This window comes from Leptospira sanjuanensis (assembly GCF_022267375.1).
GTDB classification, from domain to species: domain Bacteria; phylum Spirochaetota; class Leptospiria; order Leptospirales; family Leptospiraceae; genus Leptospira; species Leptospira sanjuanensis.
Genome location: NZ_JAIZBH010000001.1, coordinates 488,748 through 506,626, shown reverse-complemented (window position 1 = coordinate 506,626; position 17,879 = coordinate 488,748). Strand labels below are relative to the sequence as shown.

At 45.5% G+C, this 17,879-nt stretch carries 13 protein-coding genes and 1 pseudogene; 7 read left to right on the top strand and 7 right to left on the bottom strand.

The window, feature by feature from the left end; all coding sequences use genetic code 11:
* Window positions 1–247 precede the first annotated feature (247 nt).
* Window positions 248–2,683 (top strand): transglycosylase domain-containing protein, encoded by a 2,436-nt coding sequence (locus tag LFX17_RS02410; protein WP_238747632.1) that lies wholly within the window; start codon window positions 248–250, stop codon window positions 2,681–2,683.
* On the opposite strand, the gene LFX17_RS02405 is transcribed toward LFX17_RS02410, so the two are convergent.
* Window positions 2,661–4,220 carry an ABC transporter substrate-binding protein gene (locus LFX17_RS02405; protein WP_238744816.1) on the bottom strand — a complete coding sequence of 520 codons (1,560 nt, stop codon included), beginning with the start codon at window positions 4,218–4,220 and terminating at the stop codon, window positions 2,661–2,663. The two genes, LFX17_RS02410 and LFX17_RS02405, sit on opposite strands and share 23 nt — an antisense overlap.
* Between LFX17_RS02405 and LFX17_RS02400 the strand changes: the two genes are divergently transcribed.
* The 3 genes from LFX17_RS02400 (at window position 4,220) to LFX17_RS02390 (ending at window position 8,823) form a co-directional block, all read left to right on the top strand.
* On the top strand, window positions 4,220–6,109 hold the full coding sequence (locus tag LFX17_RS02400) for an ABC transporter ATP-binding protein (RefSeq protein ID WP_238744814.1): 1,890 nt from the start codon (window positions 4,220–4,222) through the stop codon (window positions 6,107–6,109). The two genes, LFX17_RS02405 and LFX17_RS02400, sit on opposite strands and share 1 nt — an antisense overlap.
* Before the next feature lie 23 nt (window positions 6,110–6,132).
* Window positions 6,133–7,164, top strand: coding sequence for a tetraacyldisaccharide 4'-kinase (lpxK, locus tag LFX17_RS02395; protein ID WP_238728705.1), 1,032 nt, complete (start codon window positions 6,133–6,135; stop codon window positions 7,162–7,164).
* Between the two features lie 303 nt (window positions 7,165–7,467).
* A complete protein-coding gene (locus LFX17_RS02390; protein ID WP_238744812.1) occupies window positions 7,468–8,823 on the top strand; it encodes an LA_0442/LA_0875 N-terminal domain-containing protein in 1,356 nt (451 codons plus the stop codon).
* Here LFX17_RS02390 and LFX17_RS02385 read toward each other — a convergent pair.
* From LFX17_RS02385 to LFX17_RS02375, 3 genes are read right to left on the bottom strand one after another with little or no spacing between them, the layout of a single operon-like run.
* Window positions 8,805–9,134, bottom strand: coding sequence for a helix-hairpin-helix domain-containing protein (locus tag LFX17_RS02385; protein WP_238744810.1), 330 nt, complete (start codon window positions 9,132–9,134; stop codon window positions 8,805–8,807). The two genes, LFX17_RS02390 and LFX17_RS02385, sit on opposite strands and share 19 nt — an antisense overlap.
* Window positions 9,131–9,892 (bottom strand): HesA/MoeB/ThiF family protein, encoded by a 762-nt coding sequence (locus LFX17_RS02380; RefSeq protein ID WP_238744808.1) that lies wholly within the window; start codon window positions 9,890–9,892, stop codon window positions 9,131–9,133. The genes LFX17_RS02385 and LFX17_RS02380 overlap by 4 nt, the downstream gene beginning before the upstream one ends.
* Window positions 9,893–9,906: 14 nt before the next feature.
* On the bottom strand, window positions 9,907–10,380 hold the full coding sequence (locus LFX17_RS02375; protein ID WP_238728701.1) for a HEAT repeat domain-containing protein: 474 nt from the start codon (window positions 10,378–10,380) through the stop codon (window positions 9,907–9,909).
* A gap of 170 nt (window positions 10,381–10,550) precedes the next feature.
* Between LFX17_RS02375 and LFX17_RS02370 the strand changes: the two genes are divergently transcribed.
* Together LFX17_RS02370 and LFX17_RS02365 are read left to right on the top strand one after the other, a co-directional pair.
* Entirely contained in the window at window positions 10,551–12,872 is a 2,322-nt protein-coding gene (locus LFX17_RS02370) for a M48 family metallopeptidase (RefSeq protein WP_238744806.1), read from the top strand.
* Between the two features lie 234 nt (window positions 12,873–13,106).
* Window positions 13,107–14,273 (top strand): LptF/LptG family permease, encoded by a 1,167-nt coding sequence (locus LFX17_RS02365; protein ID WP_238728699.1) that lies wholly within the window; start codon window positions 13,107–13,109, stop codon window positions 14,271–14,273.
* A 130-nt stretch (window positions 14,274–14,403) separates the two neighbouring features.
* On the opposite strand, the pseudogene LFX17_RS02360 reads toward LFX17_RS02365, so the two are convergent.
* A pseudogene (locus tag LFX17_RS02360) lies at window positions 14,404–14,628 on the bottom strand (hypothetical protein).
* Here LFX17_RS02360 and LFX17_RS02355 point away from each other — a divergent pair.
* On the top strand, window positions 14,627–15,151 hold the full coding sequence (locus tag LFX17_RS02355) for an LIC10415 family protein (RefSeq protein WP_238744804.1): 525 nt from the start codon (window positions 14,627–14,629) through the stop codon (window positions 15,149–15,151). The pseudogene LFX17_RS02360 and the gene LFX17_RS02355 overlap by 2 nt on opposite strands.
* Window positions 15,152–15,381: 230 nt before the next feature.
* Here LFX17_RS02355 and LFX17_RS02350 read toward each other — a convergent pair whose 3' ends face one another.
* Together LFX17_RS02350 and LFX17_RS02345 are read right to left on the bottom strand one after the other, a co-directional pair.
* Window positions 15,382–16,707 (bottom strand): adenylate/guanylate cyclase domain-containing protein, encoded by a 1,326-nt coding sequence (locus tag LFX17_RS02350; protein WP_238731474.1) that lies wholly within the window; start codon window positions 16,705–16,707, stop codon window positions 15,382–15,384.
* Window positions 16,708–17,469: 762 nt separating this feature from the next.
* Entirely contained in the window at window positions 17,470–17,700 is a 231-nt protein-coding gene (locus LFX17_RS02345; protein WP_238744802.1) for a hypothetical protein, read from the bottom strand.
* Window positions 17,701–17,879: the final 179 nt, after the last annotated feature.

The following is a 17,879-nucleotide window of genomic DNA, read 5'->3' as shown; positions in this document are numbered from 1 at the left end:
ATTCGCGATTTAAAAATAAGTTCTTTCCAAATAACGCAAAACCGGAGTCAACCTTTCTAAAAACCCGATTTTGTGGGAGTTCCCACAACTCTTTCGATGCGAATTCGGATTGACATTTTAAAAATCCGCAACGGGAAGAACGTTTTAAAATCTTACAGGATTCTATTCGGAACGTTTTCTAATACTTTACAAAGTTTCCACGGTTTCTATTGTCTTTCTCTGAGATCCGATTCGATAAGAGGAAATGATGACATCCGGCAACGAGAAAGTATTCTCCCTTCTAAGTTCAATCCAAGAAACCGTTCGTAAACTTTTCCTCTTTTCCAAAGCTCACTGGAGGCAAATTCTCCGTTATGCGACGATCGCCGCGATCGCGATCGCCTCGTTTTTAATCGGAGGTTCTTACGTCGTTTGGCTTACTAAAAAAGACGAGGTCGTTTCCAATCTCGATAAGTTCAAAAACGAAGTCACGAATTATTACGAAATCAGCCAGATCCGTCCGATTCGAATCCTGGATCGAAACGGAAAATTGATCGGGGAATTCTCGAGAAGAAAGTTCAAACCGATCCGCACGGATAATCTCAAGGAACACGGCAACATCGTTTGGGCACTTCTCTCGTCCGAAGACCGGGAATTTTACAATCATCACGGAATCAACTACACCGCGCTTTTGCGCGCGATTCTCATCAACCTGACCACGTTTCAAAAACAAGGTGGTTCGACGATCACACAACAGCTTGCAAAGCTGACTCTCGATCTCGGAGCGAGAAACATATTCAACAAGATTACGGAATTCTACTGTACGTTTTATCTCGAAAGTCAGTTCGACAAGAACACGATCCTTTCGATGTATCTCAATCGGATCTTTTTGGGAGAAGGAAACACTGGAGTCGAAGAAGCGAGCCGTTATTACTTCAACAAGGCCGCGGCGGAATTAACCCCGGCCGAAGCCGCGATGCTCGTGGGTATCATTCCCGCTCCTTCCAATTACAATCCTGTCCGCAGTTTAAAGACGGCTCTCAAACGGCAGAGGCTCGTGATGGTTCCGATGTCAGAGAACACGCAACTTCATCCGAATCCGTCCAGCATCGATAAGAATTTTGCGAAGAAGATCGACGCAAATCTGAAATCGTTCAAATCCTTTTATAAGGTCGAGATCACGAAAGACGGAGAGAAGGAATTCTACGCCTCCGAGATCGCTAGATACGGATTCGACAAAGACTTTACAGTCAATCTCGCGCCCGATTTCAATTACGGAATCCGTCAACATATCCTCGATACGTTTTCCGAGATCGATATCGAAACCAGAGGAATGAACGTCTACACGACTTTGGATTACGACAAACAGGACGCTGCGGAAAAGTCTTTGCGCGAAGGGATCGAGTCCGTACGCAAAAAGCTGACCGACGTCAAAGCCGCATACGCGAAAAAAGGCGATTCGGAAGAAGCGAGAATCCAACAATCCATCATCGACAATATGAACGGTTCGCTGATTTCGATCAATCCCGGAAACGGTTATATCGAAGCGATGGTCGGCAGTTACAAAATTTCTAATATATTCAGGCTCAACCGGGCGGTTTCCGCGGTAAGACAACCCGGTTCCACGATCAAAGCCCTTGTCTACGCGATCGCGTTCGAAAACAGAATCATCACTCCTTCCTCCAAGGTCATGGACGAGGAGATCAACATACGCGGATATTCGCCGAAAAACTGGTACAAAGGTTACAAGGGAGAAGTCACCGCGAGAATCGCGTTCGCACAGTCGATCAATACGATCGCCGTGAAATTGTTAAACGAATTCGGAGTGAGCGAATTTCTCGAAAAGATCGCGATGATCTTGGACATAGACAAGACAACTCTGGAAAAAAGATTCCAACCCAATCTTTCTCTGGCTCTCGGTTCGGGAGAATTATCTCCGATGGAACTGGCGCTGATCTACTCGACGATCGCGAACGGAGGAAAGAAAGTAACGCCGGTTCAGATATTAAGAATTACGGATATGGAAGGAAGCGAAATGTTTTCCGCCCCTTTAAAAGATCCGAACGAGGCGATTCAAATCCTCGATCCGGTCGCGTGCGCGGAAACGATCAATCTTTTGGAAGGCGTGTTGAGCGAACAAGGAACGATGAAGCTCCGCCTCAAAGCGGAGGATTCGTTTCCGATGGGCGGCAAAACGGGAACGGTTCAATCTCCTAAGGAAGCGCGTAAAAAATGGGGAAGCCGCAAAGGGGTCCGGGACGCTTGGTTTGCGGGAGTCAACCCCGACTTAGTAACGACCGTGTGGATCGGAAACGACGTGGGCGCTCCGTTCGAAGGCTCCGGTTCCGCAATCAGCGGAAACATCTGGTTTCGTTACGCAAATTATATCGCTAGAAACATCGGTTTTTCGGAAACGCTCATCAAACCGTTTAACGGCGATTTTGTGAAAGTGGACGTGTGCGGCGACACGGGAAGTCTTCTTCATTCTTCCGTTCCCTGCACCTATCCTTTATACGGACAGTATTATTATATCGGAGAACAACCCGCGCCTCCCGCGGGAACCTCTGCCGCAACACCGGAAACGACCGCCCCGGAAGGAGGAACCGCGACCAACGATCGGACGATTCTTCCCCAAGCGGAAGAAGGAGACGGAGATTCGGTCGAACTCGAACTTCCGCCGACTAAAGATATTCCGCCAAACTAGGATACCGTTTCGCTTTTTCGGATATTAGAAAAGTCTCATACGGCGACCAAAGAAAAATCCAAGGATATTCTCTCAAAAGAATCCGCAAGGCCTTGGTGGTTTCCGTTTCAAGATTCAAAGAATCAGAACTTCTCGCCTTCGTAAAAAGAAGTTCGAGTTCCTTGTTTTCATAGTGCGCTCGGTTTCCCCCGTTCCCCTTATCCTTTCCCGAAAACAAAGGATCGATAAAGTTCCAAGCGCCCGGCAAATCGGCGTACCAAAAAAGCAACGTCAGATCCCCTTTGCCCTCTCCATTCTCCTTATACAAAACGGCCTTTTCCATCGGGCGGATTTTCACCTTGAGTCCGAGTTCTTTTAAAAAACCCGCCAAGGCCAAACCGTTCGCATTGTTTTCGTCGTCGCCCCGCATTCTAAAATCGATTTCTCTTTCCAGAATGTTCGGATAACAAGAGGACTTTTTCAGATATTCTTTCGCCTTTTCCGGAGAATGACTTTGAATCGCCGAAAACTCCGGATTCGCGCCGACGATCTCCTGCATCTTTGTCTGCAAAATGTTTACCGGCGGAACCGGACCGAACGTTGGATCTGCGTTACCTTCCAGAAGTTTTTCGATGACGAGATGACGATTGACGGCGGTATTTAAGGCTTTTCTAAAGTTCACGTCGAAACAAGGTTCGTTCGCGTTGATCGCGACGTATTGCACGCCCGATCCTTTTCGAAAACGGAGATTTTCTTTTTGAATATGAGGATTTTTTAATAGAAAATTCGGAAGACGCATCAGATCCATTCTTCCTTTGGAAAAAAGAAACACGCCGGTGGACGCGGAAGCCAATATCCGCAAACGGATCTTTTTCGGAAGGTCTTCGGTTACGGAAGGATTTTTTTCAAGAAGAATGTAATTGTTCTTTTTCCATTCTTTGAGAATATATCTACCCGCTTTCGCAGATTCGGATATATTCTTTTTTTCTAATGTTTCAAGCGACTCCGCCACCAAACTCCCCGTTTCGGAAAATTTACAGCATACGATCGCAGCGGGCGGCAAGGACAATGCGTCGACCGCTTGCCGCAATCCGCCCGTGATTTTCAGTTCGATTTCCTTTTCACCGGTCGCGTTGATTTCTTTTAGGAACGCGTATTGATTTCGTCGCGGACCGGGAGTATTCTTAAGTCGATCCAAAGAATCTTTGACTTGCGAAGCGCTCAATTCTTCACCGTTCGTCAATCGATGCGATATCAGTTTGAGTTTGAGAGAACGAACTTCTCCCTTGCCCGTTAATTGATGCGATTCCACGAGTTGATAAGCCGGATTTCCTTCCGGCGTTTTTTGAAATAGAAACGGATATAAGAATTTTCCCAAAGTGCGCGAAGATAAATCGGTGGAAAAGAGCGGATCCAAACTGATCGGATCGGAAGGCAAAGAAAGAATCAATTCCTCGGGGTCTTCCTCCTGCAAACCGCAACCGGAAAAAAGAAGGGACAAAACAACGATTCCTGCAAAAAAGGGTAGAGAAGTATTCAAAAGACTAAACCTGTCCAATGAACATCTATAAACGGCTCCTAAAGTATTCCTTCAAGTACAAATACAGATTGATTTCGGGTATCGTACTTTCTTTTCTCGTATCGGTTCTGAACGGAGCTTCTCTTACTTCTTTGATTCCGATTTTCGATTCTCTTGGCACGGGAGAAAAAACGAATTTCGAAATTTCCCTTACCAAAAAAGACAAAGCCCTGATCCAGCGTTACGAAGAGAAACATTCTTTTACGAGTGTGGAATCCATCGAACTGCAGCTCGCTCACTGGAAAGTGCAACTGAACTCTTCGCTGAAGAAGATGAGTCACGATGAACTCGTTCTTCTGTTTTGTTTTATCGTTTTTCCCGTATATCTTTTGAAGCTCATCTTTCTCGCTGCGGCGGTTTATTGTATCAACTCGGCCGGTTATCTGGCGATCCGGGATTTGCGGGCTGAACTGTACGCAAAGGCGCAAACTCTTCCTCTCAATCACTTCGTTCAGGAAAAAACGGGAATCCTGATGAGTAGAATCATCAACGACGTGGAAGTTCTCGGTAAACTGATCAGTTCGGATTTGAAGGACGCGATCACGGATTTCTTTTACATCGTCACGCATTTGCTTCTTCTTCTTTATCTGAGCTGGAAGATGTTTCTTGCCGTGTTCATCATCGTTCCGATCGTGATGGGCCCCGTTTCCGCATTCGCCGATAAGATCCGCAGGGCGACCCGAAACCAACAGGAACGTCTGTCCTCGTTAAACGGACATCTTCAGGAAGTCATTTCCGGAATCCGTGTGATCCGCGCGTTCTCGATGGAAAAGGCGGAGGCGAAACGTTTCTGGGAATTCAACCAAGATCTTTCGGACAAAACTTTCAAAGGACATTTTTATCATCAAGTCGGACCTTCCCTTACGGAATTGTTCAGCTCGATCGTAGCCGTGATTTTTTTGAGCTTCGGCGCGTATCTGATGGAAGACGGAACGTTCTCCCGCGGGATGTTTATGGCGTTCTTTTTAACGCTCATTTTTTTAATGCGACCGTTCAAGCAGATGAGCATGTTGTCCAACTCGATCCAAAGCGCGATCTCCGCCGGGGATCGGGTGTTCGAACTTCTGGATCAGGAAACCGACATTCGAAATCCCTCGAATCCTAAAATCCTAAAAAGAATCGAAAAAGGCATTTCGTTTAACAATGTGACCTTCACGTATCCGGGCGCGAAAAACCCCGCGATCCAGGAAATCAATCTCGAAATCCCGAAAGGAGAAACGATCGCACTCGTGGGCGCATCGGGGGCGGGAAAGTCCACGTTAGTCGATCTTGTTCCGAGATTGATCGATCCTCAGGAAGGAAGCATCACCGTCGACGGAATCGATCTTCGGGAAATGGATCTGAGCAATCTCCGCAAAAGAATTGGAATCGTATCGCAGCAGGTTTTTTTATTCAACGGAACGATTCGGGAAAACATCTGTTACGGAAACTCGAACGTTTCGGAGGATCGACTTCACGCCGCTTGCGAACAAGCCTTTGCGATGGACTTCATTCTTTCCATGGAGGAAGGTTTCGACACAATCGTGGGCGAACGAGGCGTGATGCTTTCGGGCGGTCAAAGACAAAGAATCGCGATCGCCCGTGCCTTATTGCTCGATCCGGAAATTTTGATCTTGGACGAGGCGACTTCCGCACTCGACACTGAATCGGAACGACTGGTTCAACAAGCCCTCGAATCCCTTTACAAAAACAGAACCGTAATCATCATCGCGCACAGACTTTCCACCGTTCAAATCGCGAACCGTATTTTTACGATGGAAAACGGAAGAATCGTGGAATCGGGAACACACGCGGAGCTGATCCAACTCGACGGCAAATACAAAAAACTCTACGACATCCAGTTCGTAGAATCCTCCGAAACCTTCTAACATAAGAAAATTATAATTCTCTCATGAAATCCTTTACTCCCCTTTCGCTCTTGCAAGTCGTTCTATTCCCGATTCTATACGCGCTTTCGTTCGTCTATCGCGGAATTTTTTTGTTGGATCGGAAATTTACGGAAAAGAAAAAACTTCCCGGTGCGTTCGTAATCAGCGTGGGAAATCTTTCCATGGGCGGAACGGGTAAAACCCCCTTCTCCATTTATCTTGCAAAATTGATTCATCGCGAGTTCCCGGAAAAAAAAATCGTGCTGTTGTCCCGCGGATACGGCGCGACCGGATCGAAGAGCGGATATCGAGTCACCATACAATCGACTCCGAGAGAAGCGGGAGACGAACCTCTTCTTTTAAAAAAACATCTTCCGTTCGCGGAAGTGTGGATCGGAAGGGATCGATACGCGTCCTATCTTCGTTTTAAAAAAGAATTGAAGATGGAGGAAAACCCGATCGTAATTTTGGACGACGGATTTCAACATCACGTATTGGAACGAGACGTGGATATGGTTTTATTGGATTCGAGCAGGATTCATCGCGAACGTTTTCTAATCCCCGCCGGAAATCTTCGTGAACCGATTTCCTCTCTTACAAGGGCGGATTGGATCGTATTCTCGAAATACGAACCTTCGGTGGAAAGAATCGTTCAGAACATTCAGAAAAAATTTCCTCAGGGAATTCTGCGTTTTACTTCCGAACCGGATAAGTTGTTATCGCCCGATCTGCAGTTGGATTCTCCGAAAATCTTTTACGGTAGGAAGGTGTATGCCTTTACGGGAATCGGAAATCCGGAAGTTTTCTTTTCGATGATCCGCAAGTTTCAACCGTTGGAGTTGGAAACGAGAGCGTTCCGCGATCACCATTCGTATACGTTGGAAGACGAAAACGCGCTCGATACGATTTCGAAAGACAACGACTATCTGGTTTGTACGGAAAAGGATCTGATTAAGATTTCGAGACCTCCGGAGAATCTGAAAATTCTTCTTTTGGAAAGCAAACTCGACAAAGAAGAGAAGCTGATCTCTTTCTTAAAAAACAAAATCGCCTAACGAACGTTCGAACTTTTTTCCGGGAACCCGGTTCACTCGAGTAACGAGCGTCATCATAAAACTTTCTTTCAAAAGAGATCCGATCTATAATTGGAATCCCAACTCTTAAAGTTTCGTTTATATTACAGTTGTAATCTCTTTTCCGAAAGGATTCTACGTTTCCAAAAGCATAAATTCCGAATTTCTTTCGTAAGAAAATCCGATTCTTTTCCATCGAATTTAATCTTAAGAATTTTAAATCGAATTGCAGGATTTCATCGGTGTGTTAACATTCCCGTTATCGTGTTTCAGATCGAAAGGCTTATGAAAAAATTTATTTCCTATGTTATAATTATCATTCTTCTTTTTTCTTTTTCGCTGCGAAGCGAAACCCTTCTTTTAAAGTCCGGCGAAAAGATGGAGGGGCATATCGTGAGCCAGGATAAGGAATCGGTGACATTCAAACTCGAAGACGGAACTGTAAAGGTTCTTCCGAAATCAACGATCCGAAAAATCTCTTTCGCAAAAATTCAGGATGCTACGACGAAAAAGGAACCGCAAGTAAGCGAGGAAGAAAAGAAAGCGAAAGAGGCCGCCGAGCTTGCGGAGAAACAAAAGAAAGAAGCGGCCGAACTCGCCGAAAAGCAAAAGACGGAATCGGAAAAACAAAAAACGAAAGAGGAAAAGGCCAAAAAAAGGGAACAGGAACTTTCGGCTTCCAAAAGACATTATCTCGAAGCTTCCTTCGGAGCCGGAAGCGGCAAGGAACAGACCGAACTTCGTCCTTTTTATCAAACGATTTCCTACGCGGGTTTGCTGTTCAGCAGTTCCGGTCAGGCCGAGATTCTCATGGACCCGTTTACGACGACTAACAAGAGTTCGACGACGCGACTTAAATACGCATGGAACCGTTTTACGGTAGAGCTGAGAGGAACCGAGGCGAAAGGAAACATAGACGTCAGCGGGATTCAAACGTTGGCTTTCGGAACGGGCGGCGGCTCTTCGAGTTCCGGCGAAAGAACGGCGAACCTCATCGTAGGCGACGCGAACACGAAATTCCAAAAGGTGTCCTCTCGTTTCGGTTTTACCCCGTATCCTCATCCGGTTCTGGATTTGCAGATACTCGGAGGCGTGGAAAGAATTTGGTCCAAGACCAGTCAGGAAGTGGATAGCTTCGGCCAGACGACCGCGAGCGGTATCAATCCGAGTCGCATTAGCTTTCGCGAATATGCCCAATCTCAAAAAGGGATTAGTTACGGTATCGGTTTCGAGTTCAAGTTTTTGGAACGATATACGTTTCAGGGACAACTGCTTCATCTCAGCATGTCGAGCCCTTCCAGTTTGCAAAATTACGAATATAGAATGGACCCCAGCTCGTCCTCTTCTTCCACGATCCGTCTCAATCAAACCGGTTTGGATTATTGGTGGAAATCAACTGGAACCGAAGTCAATCTCAAACTTTCCGCGAGGATCGTCGGCAACTTCAGCCTATTTGCGGAAGCGAGCAATATGACGCTCAAAAACAAACTGCAAACGGGATATATCACGGACAACGAAGGAGGTAGCGATCAGATCGGATTAAAGATTTTCGGGCCGAGAATTTTGATTCCGATGTTGTACGACTCGAAAACCGTTCTGACGTATTTTCAAATCGGCGGGAATTATCGTTTCGATTTTTGAGGTTTTCCGGAATCCTTCCAGTTCCACCACTTGAGTTTTTCGGCGTTCGGCTTTTTCGTATTCAACGCGTAGTGAGCGCATCGAAAAACGTAAAGCATACAACGATCCACGGTTCCTCCGTGAAGATCGCAGCAGCGAACGTATAATTTTTCGGGGTCCGCCGAACCGATCTCGTCCAGACTTCTAAAACCGAGATTCCAATAATCCATTGCGATCGATTTCCCGACTCCGGGAAGCGTTTGAAATTCCTTCAGAATATCCGATTGTTCGAGATATCCTTTTTCCATTTTAGAATATTCTTTTTTACTCATAGATGCGAACAAGCCTTGCAGTCGTTCCGTTTGATCAGAGAAACCTTATGAAATTCCATGGACTTCGATTCGAGCTGAAGCATGGAACCGAAAACCCCGGGAGATTCCGAAGCGGTAAGTCCGAGTAAAAATTTTACGGCTTCGGTCGCCTGAATGCTTCCGATGATTCCGGCAATACTTCCGATCACACCCGCTTCCGAACAACTCGGGATCGCGTTCGCCGGAGGAAGAGTTTCATAAATACAGCGGTAACAAGGATCGATGCCCGGACGAATTCCCAAAACCATTCCGTCAAAACGGAGAATTCCCGCGATTAAAAGAGGAATCTTCAAAGAACAACATACGTCGTTTGTAAGAAACTTAGTTTCGAAATTATCCGAACCTTCCAAAACCAAATCGCTGTTTTTCAGAAGCTCTTCCGCATTCTCCGGATTCAAACGAACTGAAAACGATTCGATCTCGATGTACGGATTCAATTCTTCGATTCTATGTTTGGCCGTTTCCGATTTGGAAAGACCGATTTCCGAATGTTTAAACAGAATTTGTCTTTGCAGATTTGTGGTGTCGATCGTATCGGAATCCAAGACTCGGATCTTTCCGATTCCCGCCGCGGCGAGATAATAGAGAGCGGGAGAACCCAACCCCCCGGCGCCGATCACGGTCACTCGGGAGGACTTGAGGGTTTCTTGACCCTTTCGTTTTACTTCATCCAGAAGAATGTTCCGGGAATACCGGCTGATTTCCGGAGGAGTCAACAAGGTCTTTTAGGAAATTAGAGTTTTAACTTCTTCTTGATAAGATCCAGAAAATCGGAAACAAACTCGTCTCCTCTGCGATTCTTATCCGCGTATTCGAAGGCTTCTTTCGTGGAATCTTCGACTTTTTCGTTTTTTGTCGTGATATTTAAAAGAGAAGCGAGAGAAGCGTAAACGATGTCCCCGTTTTCGGAGGAAATAATTTTATTCTTCAGTGCGATGGTCGCGTCGCCCGGCTCTGCGATTCTTCCCAAAGCGATCGCTGCCGCCGAAGCAACCTTCGGTTCGTTGTTGCGGTTGAGAAGATTGATGAGTTCCGGAATCGCGGATTTTTCCTTATTCTTTCCGAGCGCAACCGCCGATTCGTATTTTTCGGAATCGGAACCGGAAGAAAGGGATTTGATATGTTCTTCCGTGGATTTTTCGGCAAACAGAGCGCCGGTTGTAAAAGAAACCGCGAACGCAATAGCAAGAATAGAACGAAATTTCATGAGTGACTCCTTTCCTTCGGAAGAATCGCGCGGTGAAACGAAAGCGTCAATCCAAATATTCACCTTCTTCCGCGCGGGTTTTAGCCGGTTCTTTTCGTTTTGTGTCTCTCGTTTCAACCTTGACCGATAGAACAAACAATCGCAAAATCCTCGAATTCAAGGACGTTGTTATGGATCACTTATACCCCGCAAGCCCCGCGAATATTCCTTCGGATCTTACCGAATTGAACCGGGCTCACAAACGAAATCTTTGGCTGACCGTAATCGGTCTGATTCTTTTTCTTCTCGTATATCTCGCATTAAGCGGATGGTTCGCTTGGTCGTCGTATTCCTTGATTCGACACGGATTGGACGAAGACGGAGCGGGAATTTATTCCTGGATCGCGGGAATCGGTTCCGGGCTGATCGCCTTGTTTATGATCAAGGCCTTATTCTTCGTAAAAAAAGGAAACATGGAGGAAGAATACGAAATCACATCCGAAGACCAGCCCCAACTGTTTCACTTCCTATATCGTTTAGCGGACGAAACCGGAGCGCCCCGTCCTCATCGAGTATTTCTTTCCCCGAGAGTCAACGCGTGCGTATTTTACGATTTATCGATGCTCAATTTTTTCTTCCCTTCCAAGAAGAATCTGGAGATCGGACTCGCGCTCGTAAACGTACTGAGCATCAGCGAACTCAAAGCCGTTCTCGCACACGAATTCGGACATTTCGCGCAACGCAGCATGGCCGTGGGAAATTGGGTTTACATCGCGCAGCAGATCGCGGCGCATTTGATCGGAAGAAGGGACGCGCTTGATGATTTTCTTCGTTCGGTTTCGAGATTCGACATTCGGGTCGCTTGGATCGGTTGGTCGCTTCGCTTAATCATTTGGTCCTTGCGGTCCGCTCTGGAATCCTTTTTCAATCTTGTCGTATTAGCACAAAGAGCGCTTTCCAGAGAAATGGAATTCCAAGCGGACCTCGTAGCGGTTTCGGTCACAGGAAGCGACGCATTGATTCACGCGCTTCATAAACTGCAAGCGGCGGACGAAGCATGGGAAACGACGCAGGGATTTCTTGTCGATCAGGTTCGTTTGGGGAAAGCGGCCAAGGATATTTTTCCGGTTCATTCCAAAATCATTGATAAGTCTAGAAATCTCTGGAACAATCCGAATTACGGAAGAGTTCCCGCGCTGCCTTCGGAAAATCCGCAAGGACATCGCATCTTTACGTCCGAGATCGCTCAACCTCCGAGAATGTGGGCGACCCACCCATACAATCATGAACGGGAAGCGAACGCGAAAAAGAGATACGTTCCCGCTTTGCTCGACGATAGAAGCAGCTGGCTCGTGTTCGACGACGCGGATTCTCTTCGTGAAAAATTCACGGATCGGCTTCTTTCCCGTTACGAAACGGAACTGAGTAAGGACGCGGAAATCCTGAACGCGGTCGATCAATTCTACGAAAAGGAATATCTAAACAGCCGTTATAGAGGCGCGTATTTGGGAAGATCCTTTGCACGTTATGCGTCATCTCCCGATAAATTTTACGAAACGAAGATCGATTCCGTTTCCGAAGCCTTGAACGAATTGTATCCGCCGAATTTAACGGAACAACTGGAGAAGCTCCGCTCTCTCGAAAAGGAAAAAAATCTTCTCACCGCGCTCAAGGAAGGATTCTACACTCCTCCCGACGGAATCATCCGCTTTCGCGGAACGGAACTCAAAAAAAAGGAACTTCCCTCGGCCATCGAAAGTTTGGAAAAGGATTGTAACGAACTGCAAGCGGAAGTTTTTGCACACGATCAAAAATGCAGAACGGCCCATCTCAAAGCGGCGGAACAGATCGGCCAAGGATGGCCCGAGTATCTGCGCGGCTTGATGGACTTGCTTCACTACGCGGTTCACTCAATGGAGAATATCGAGGACAGCAGGGCGTTGTTGAACAACGTGTATGCGGTCGTAACGGCGGATCGGCACGTGAGCGGTCAAGAATTGATCCGTCTCGTATCGGCGGGCAATCAAGTCTACGACGCGATCGCAGCCGTGCACAATCATAAGCAAAACATAATATTGGATTCCGAACTTCTAGAGCGCTTGGAATTGAAGGACTGGAATTCAGCGTTCAGCGAATTCAAATTCACCCGTGCGACCGAAGACAATATGCAGCAGTGGCTGGAAGTGGTCGATTCTTGGATCAACGAGGCGATCGACGCGCTTTACGCGCTAAAACAAGCGAGCCTCGAAAAACTTCTTCTCGCGGAAGCGAAGATCGCGGAAAAAATCCGGAATCCGAAAACGAAATTGGAATCCGCCCCTCCGCCTTCGAAAGCGGTTCCAGAATATCCGACTTTGATTCCGGGTCAGGAGCGAAAACTACAAACCCGTTTGGATCTTTGGGATCGGTTTCAAACCGCGGACGGATTGGTTCCGGGAATTCTTCGGTTTGCGGTTGCTGCGGGAATCATAGGCGGAGCCTTGTATCTCACGAGTTTTGCGGTTTTTCGATAGGACCCGATTCGCTTTGTAAACGACACCGAAACGCGCGTGTCGTTCCATTCGACTCAAATCTGCGGGGGAACTCCTTCCATCCGTTCGAATTTACCGGTCGGAAATACGGAAAAAGGAATCTTCTCCAAAAAGAGAAACCATCCGGGCAAGGGCGTCCTGCGGTTTCGGTTTCTATTTAAACGATCTTGTCAATTGCGGGAACTCTGCGAGAATGGTTCGAGAATTCGAAAAAGAATGAAAACACCTTCGATTCAACTCAATCCGGATTCGATCCGATCCTTCTTCCGCAAATGGAAGGAAGAATTTTTTCCGCCGAAACTCTTAGACCGATATTTATTCGGAGAATTTTTTAAGATCTTTATCGGAACCGTGATTCTTCTCACGGGCATTATGTTGCTTTCTCTTGTAAACGACAACATGCGGAACTTCACGGCCACCAAGGCTCCGCGTTATCATGTCGCATTATTTTTAATCTACAGTCTGCCTAAGATCATCTCGACCACGGTCGTATCGATGTCCTTGATGTTCTCGATCTGTTTCACCGTGGGTCAATTTTCCGTAAACAAGGAACTCGTATCCATGATGGCCGCCGGTGTTTCTTTTTTTAGAATCGTCGCGCCTCTCATTATCTTCGGAATTTTAATGTGGATCGTTATGTTGCTCGGAACGGAGTTCATCGTAAGACCGGTGAACAAACTCGCCAAGATAGAACACGATACTCTCACCGAAGGGATGGGAACTCTCGCCAACAGCGTTTATCAGTTTCACGTAAAAGGAAAAGAGGGATTTTATTATTTATACTTCTACGATCCCGATAAGGACGAAATCAACGGCGGCTTCAATTACATCCGTCTTCGACCCGACGGTTCTCCCGAAACCGTAATCTCTTCCTTAAAGGCAAAGTATAACTATGATACGAGACTTTGGAAGATGAAGAAGGTCGAAGAATGGCATTTCGACAACGACCTTAAGTTATCCTCCCAAGAATCGTTCGACGAAAAGGAATACGAACTTCCCGAAGACCCGACTTACTTTAAGGTTCCGGCGGGTTCCGTGGAGGAAATGAATCTCTTTCAACTCGGAGAAGAGGAAAAAAGAAGAATTCAAAAAGGTCTTTCCTACGGAGATGTTCTCACGGAAAAACATTCCGTGTTTGCTTTGCCGATGATGACGATCATCGTTACGCTCATCGGAACCATTGCGGGATATTTTACGAAGAAGACGGCGGGAGTCGCGTCTCTCGGAATCACGATCGGAGTCGTGTTGATCTATTATATCTTCAATTCCGCGGGAAAATCGCTCGGCGAAAACGGCGTTATTCCTCCCTTCGTTGGAGTTTGGATCACACCCGGACTTTTTCTCGGATTGTGTTTCTGGATGTTTCGAAAAATGAATCTTTAAGAATTTTCACTCCGGTTAAAATTTGAGGAACCCCGTAAACTCCCTATCGGGATGAGACAAAACGGGAACGTTGTCTGAAATCCGGCTTGATTCAAGGATTCCGGATTTGGTCGGAGTCCGGTCAAATTGTTCAAAAAATTATTAACAGCTTTAGCGCGAACTGAATTTTTTTTATAATTTCGGAAAAAAAATTCATTTATTTCCCGGGTACCGTCCGATATCTAGTATAGATTGTCTACAGAAGTAAGATCCTTGATGCGACATAGAGTATTCAACGAAAGAAGTCCCTTCTAAAGTTTTGCACCATAGTCGGTATTCTTTCCGGATCTGAATTCTGAAGAGGAGGAAAGAACATGGACGTTCCACTCACAAATCTGATAAGCTCTGCGGAAAAGCTCATCCGCGATAAACGGTCTTCCGTTAGCGGGAAAGCCTTACCCACTCAAGAAGGACAAGGAAGTCTGGACAAAACCGAATTTTCTTCGGGACTCACCTCTCGTTATCTGAAAATTCAGGAAACACTTTCAAGTCTTCAGGGAGAATTCACTCGCGAGCAAATGAAACTCGGAGTTCTGAACGAAGGAAGTACGCCTAACAGCGAACTCATCAACATTCTGTTCGGAGAAACTCCATTGTTTCGGGAACTTGCGGAGAATCCGGATATCGACCAAGCCGTTCTCAAAGAGCAGATTCAGGAAAAGAAAAACAAAATCACAGACGCGATCCGTAACTTAGAAGTAGAATCCGAGAATATTTTTTCCGTGGGAATGTTGAAAGGACAGGATAATTTTTCCAAATCCTTGGAAGCGATCACCGGCAAAAACGTTCAGATGAAACAACTCTCCGAAAGAACGATCGAGAGATTGATTAAAGAATAAAAATCGGGGAATCGCCAGTTTTTCGTTCCCCGTTTTTTTTTAAGTCCTGGATTCCATCCTCGGAATCCAAGTGCCGCTTTGTTCTCTCCGCATTCATCGCGATTTTCCGCTTCCCATCCTTTACAAAACGTCCTTCCAATCCCAAAGAACGGTTACGATTTAAATTCGCCAAACGTTCACCGGAGAATTTTCTTATTATCCGATCGTAAATACCCGAACCACGCGGAGATTTAAACTTTATCCAACTCGTAAACGTCGACCGGCTCTTCTCTACCTTTCACATGAATCGAAGAGAGATGTCTGCCGGACATCGTCGTTTTAATATCCTCGTAAACCGCTTGAGTGACCAAAAGTTTCGTTCCGAATTGTTTATTCAATTGTTCGACCCTGGATGCGAGATTCACGACGTCTCCGATGATCGTATATTCTTTCCTCGTTTCGGAACCTACGTTACCCGTCATCGCCTTGCCCGTGTGCAAACCGATCCCGATGCTGGTTTCCGGAATTTTACCTTCCTGATTTAAAAATTCGATTTTTCTGAGAATTTCCATCGATGCGTCGACCGCATTCTTCACGTCGTTCGATCCGTCCGAAAGAGGAGCGCCGAACACGGCCATAAAACCGTCTCCAAGAAATTTATTGATCATACCGTTGTGTTGATTCACGATATCGATCAAATGACTGAAGATGTAATTGAGATAATCGATGACTTCTCCGGGAGCCCTTTTTTCGGAGAAGCTGGTAAAATTACGGATATCCAAAAACATGACGCAGACGCTTTTGGACTCGGAAAAGTTTTCGTTCTTTTGCTCTAAAAGTTTATCCACGACGTCCGGTGAAACATATTGACCGAACATACCGACCACTTCGTTCTTTTCTTGAACCGCGGAAATTGCGGAAATCAAAGAACGTTTTAGTTGAAGTCCCACCAATCCCGCCGCGACTCCGCTGAACAAAAACAAAAGCCCCTTGGAAACGAAAGGCACGAACGTATTGAAAAATTGAATCGGCATCGGGATCGGATTCTGCGGAATATAATAATATGCTAATGCAAAAAGCTCCACTCCGGCCAAAAATCCGGTAAACACGCTCAACCAAAACTCGAGTCGCAAAACCGAAAGAATGATGAACATAAAGAAAATCATCACCACGGGGGAATACAACGGAATCAAAGGAGAGGCGAAGATTTTAACGTTCAGCCAAATCAGCAATCCAATGGCGGTTATCTCCACGAATACGTTCACGAATCTCGCAAAAGGAATGATGTTTTTCTTGTTCTTCAAAAAACGATTGAAGATTCGATTCGCGATGAATTCATAAACGGCGATCCCAATATTCACTCCAAGAACGGGGTAAAAAGGAATTTCCCCTCCGATCTCTTTTTGAATCTTTTCATTGAAAACGGTGAATATAACCCCAATCAACACCGACGTAAAAGAAAAAAATATACAAAGAATTTTGGTTCGAACGATTTCACTCTTTAAGATTTCATAAGATAAAGGATCCAATGTCCTCTTTTTAGATGTATCATTCGTTTGTTGAAATGGATTCACAATTTTAACTCCAAACAGTTTGTCGATCCGACTTTGAACCGAAGAATTCGATCCAGCAGGAAGCATCTATTGAACGAGCTTTCCAAGAAGGAAACTATAAATCGAATCCATCTAAAAAAACTTGTAAGAGTTTTTAAACCGAGTATTTTTCTTTTACCGAAGTCGAATCTTTCAATAAGAGAACAAAACTAAATGAAACTTTTTGAATAGTCGCCTCTTCGTTCCTTGAAGATCGAAACAGCGTTTCTCTCCACGCCATCCTTTGATAAAAACCATAGAAGTCCCACAAATCCGGCGGCCTTTTTCGGATTTCGGCCGATTTTCCGGTAACCCGGCCTACACTTCTTTCGCTCAGACCGAGATCGAGTTTCTTTTAAAACGAAATCCCAAAGCAAAAAGCAGAACTATGAATTCATAATACAACATGAACACCAAATTAAAAATTAAACCGATAATTCAAAAACAAAATTTCAACATTTCCGCCCGCAAATAAAATTCATTTTTGATTATTATAAATTTATAATGTTTTTTAAAAATTAAAATAATCAAATAGAAAAACGAACGTCATCGTTTCTCGATTTCTGTCTGCATCGTACGACATCCGGATAGAACTTTAAAAAATAAGAAACGAGGAAATATGAAAAAATTTCTAACAACATTCACAATCTCCCTCTTGCTTTTTACGCAAGCGTGCAAAAACGATCCTAAGGACGATGAAACAACAAACCTAATGTTGCTATTGGCCTTAACTACACAAACGATCACCTACGGGGCGAACACTGTCGTCTTCGTAAAGAACGCGACGAATTCTCTCGCACCGACAATCACGAATCCGTCCAGTTCGGATATTGTAACGATTTCACCGAGTTTAACGAATTCGATTTCCATCGATAGCCGGTCCGGCAGACTTTCGGGATCGCCTACCCAATCCCAGACGCGGGTAACATATACCGCAAATCTGAATTCGGGGAAAGCGACGACTAAATTCGATCTCATCGTTGAAAATACATCCGGGTCGGGTCGTTGTAATTCAAGCGGAATTGCGAACGGTTGTGGAGCCGCTCAGCCTTACTCTTGTGCGGATCAACCTACAACGTGTTTTCGAGATCTATCGGATTGCAGAAAGGATTCGTATTGTTATTGAGCTGAAATCGGACTGTACATATAGAAATCGT

Bases quoted from the DNA above. Each gene is read 5' to 3' on its own strand.
- LFX17_RS02355 (WP_238744804.1), top strand. From the start codon at position 14,627: ATGGACGTTCCACTCACAAATCTGATAAGCTCTGCGGAAAAGCTCATC.
- LFX17_RS02410 (WP_238747632.1), top strand. From the start codon at position 248: ATGACATCCGGCAACGAGAAAGTATTCTCCCTTCTAAGTTCAATCCAA.
- LFX17_RS02375 (WP_238728701.1), bottom strand. From the start codon at position 10,380: ATGAAATTTCGTTCTATTCTTGCTATTGCGTTCGCGGTTTCTTTTACA.
- LFX17_RS02345 (WP_238744802.1), bottom strand. From the start codon at position 17,700: ATGAGATCGAATTTAGTCGTCGCTTTCCCCGAATTCAGATTTGCGGTA.
- LFX17_RS02385 (WP_238744810.1), bottom strand. From the start codon at position 9,134: ATGAGTAAAAAAGAATATTCTAAAATGGAAAAAGGATATCTCGAACAA.
- LFX17_RS02365 (WP_238728699.1), top strand. From the start codon at position 13,107: ATGAAAACACCTTCGATTCAACTCAATCCGGATTCGATCCGATCCTTC.
- LFX17_RS02390 (WP_238744812.1), top strand. From the start codon at position 7,468: ATGAAAAAATTTATTTCCTATGTTATAATTATCATTCTTCTTTTTTCT.
- LFX17_RS02400 (WP_238744814.1), top strand. From the start codon at position 4,220: ATGAACATCTATAAACGGCTCCTAAAGTATTCCTTCAAGTACAAATAC.
- lpxK (WP_238728705.1), top strand. From the start codon at position 6,133: ATGAAATCCTTTACTCCCCTTTCGCTCTTGCAAGTCGTTCTATTCCCG.
- LFX17_RS02370 (WP_238744806.1), top strand. From the start codon at position 10,551: ATGGATCACTTATACCCCGCAAGCCCCGCGAATATTCCTTCGGATCTT.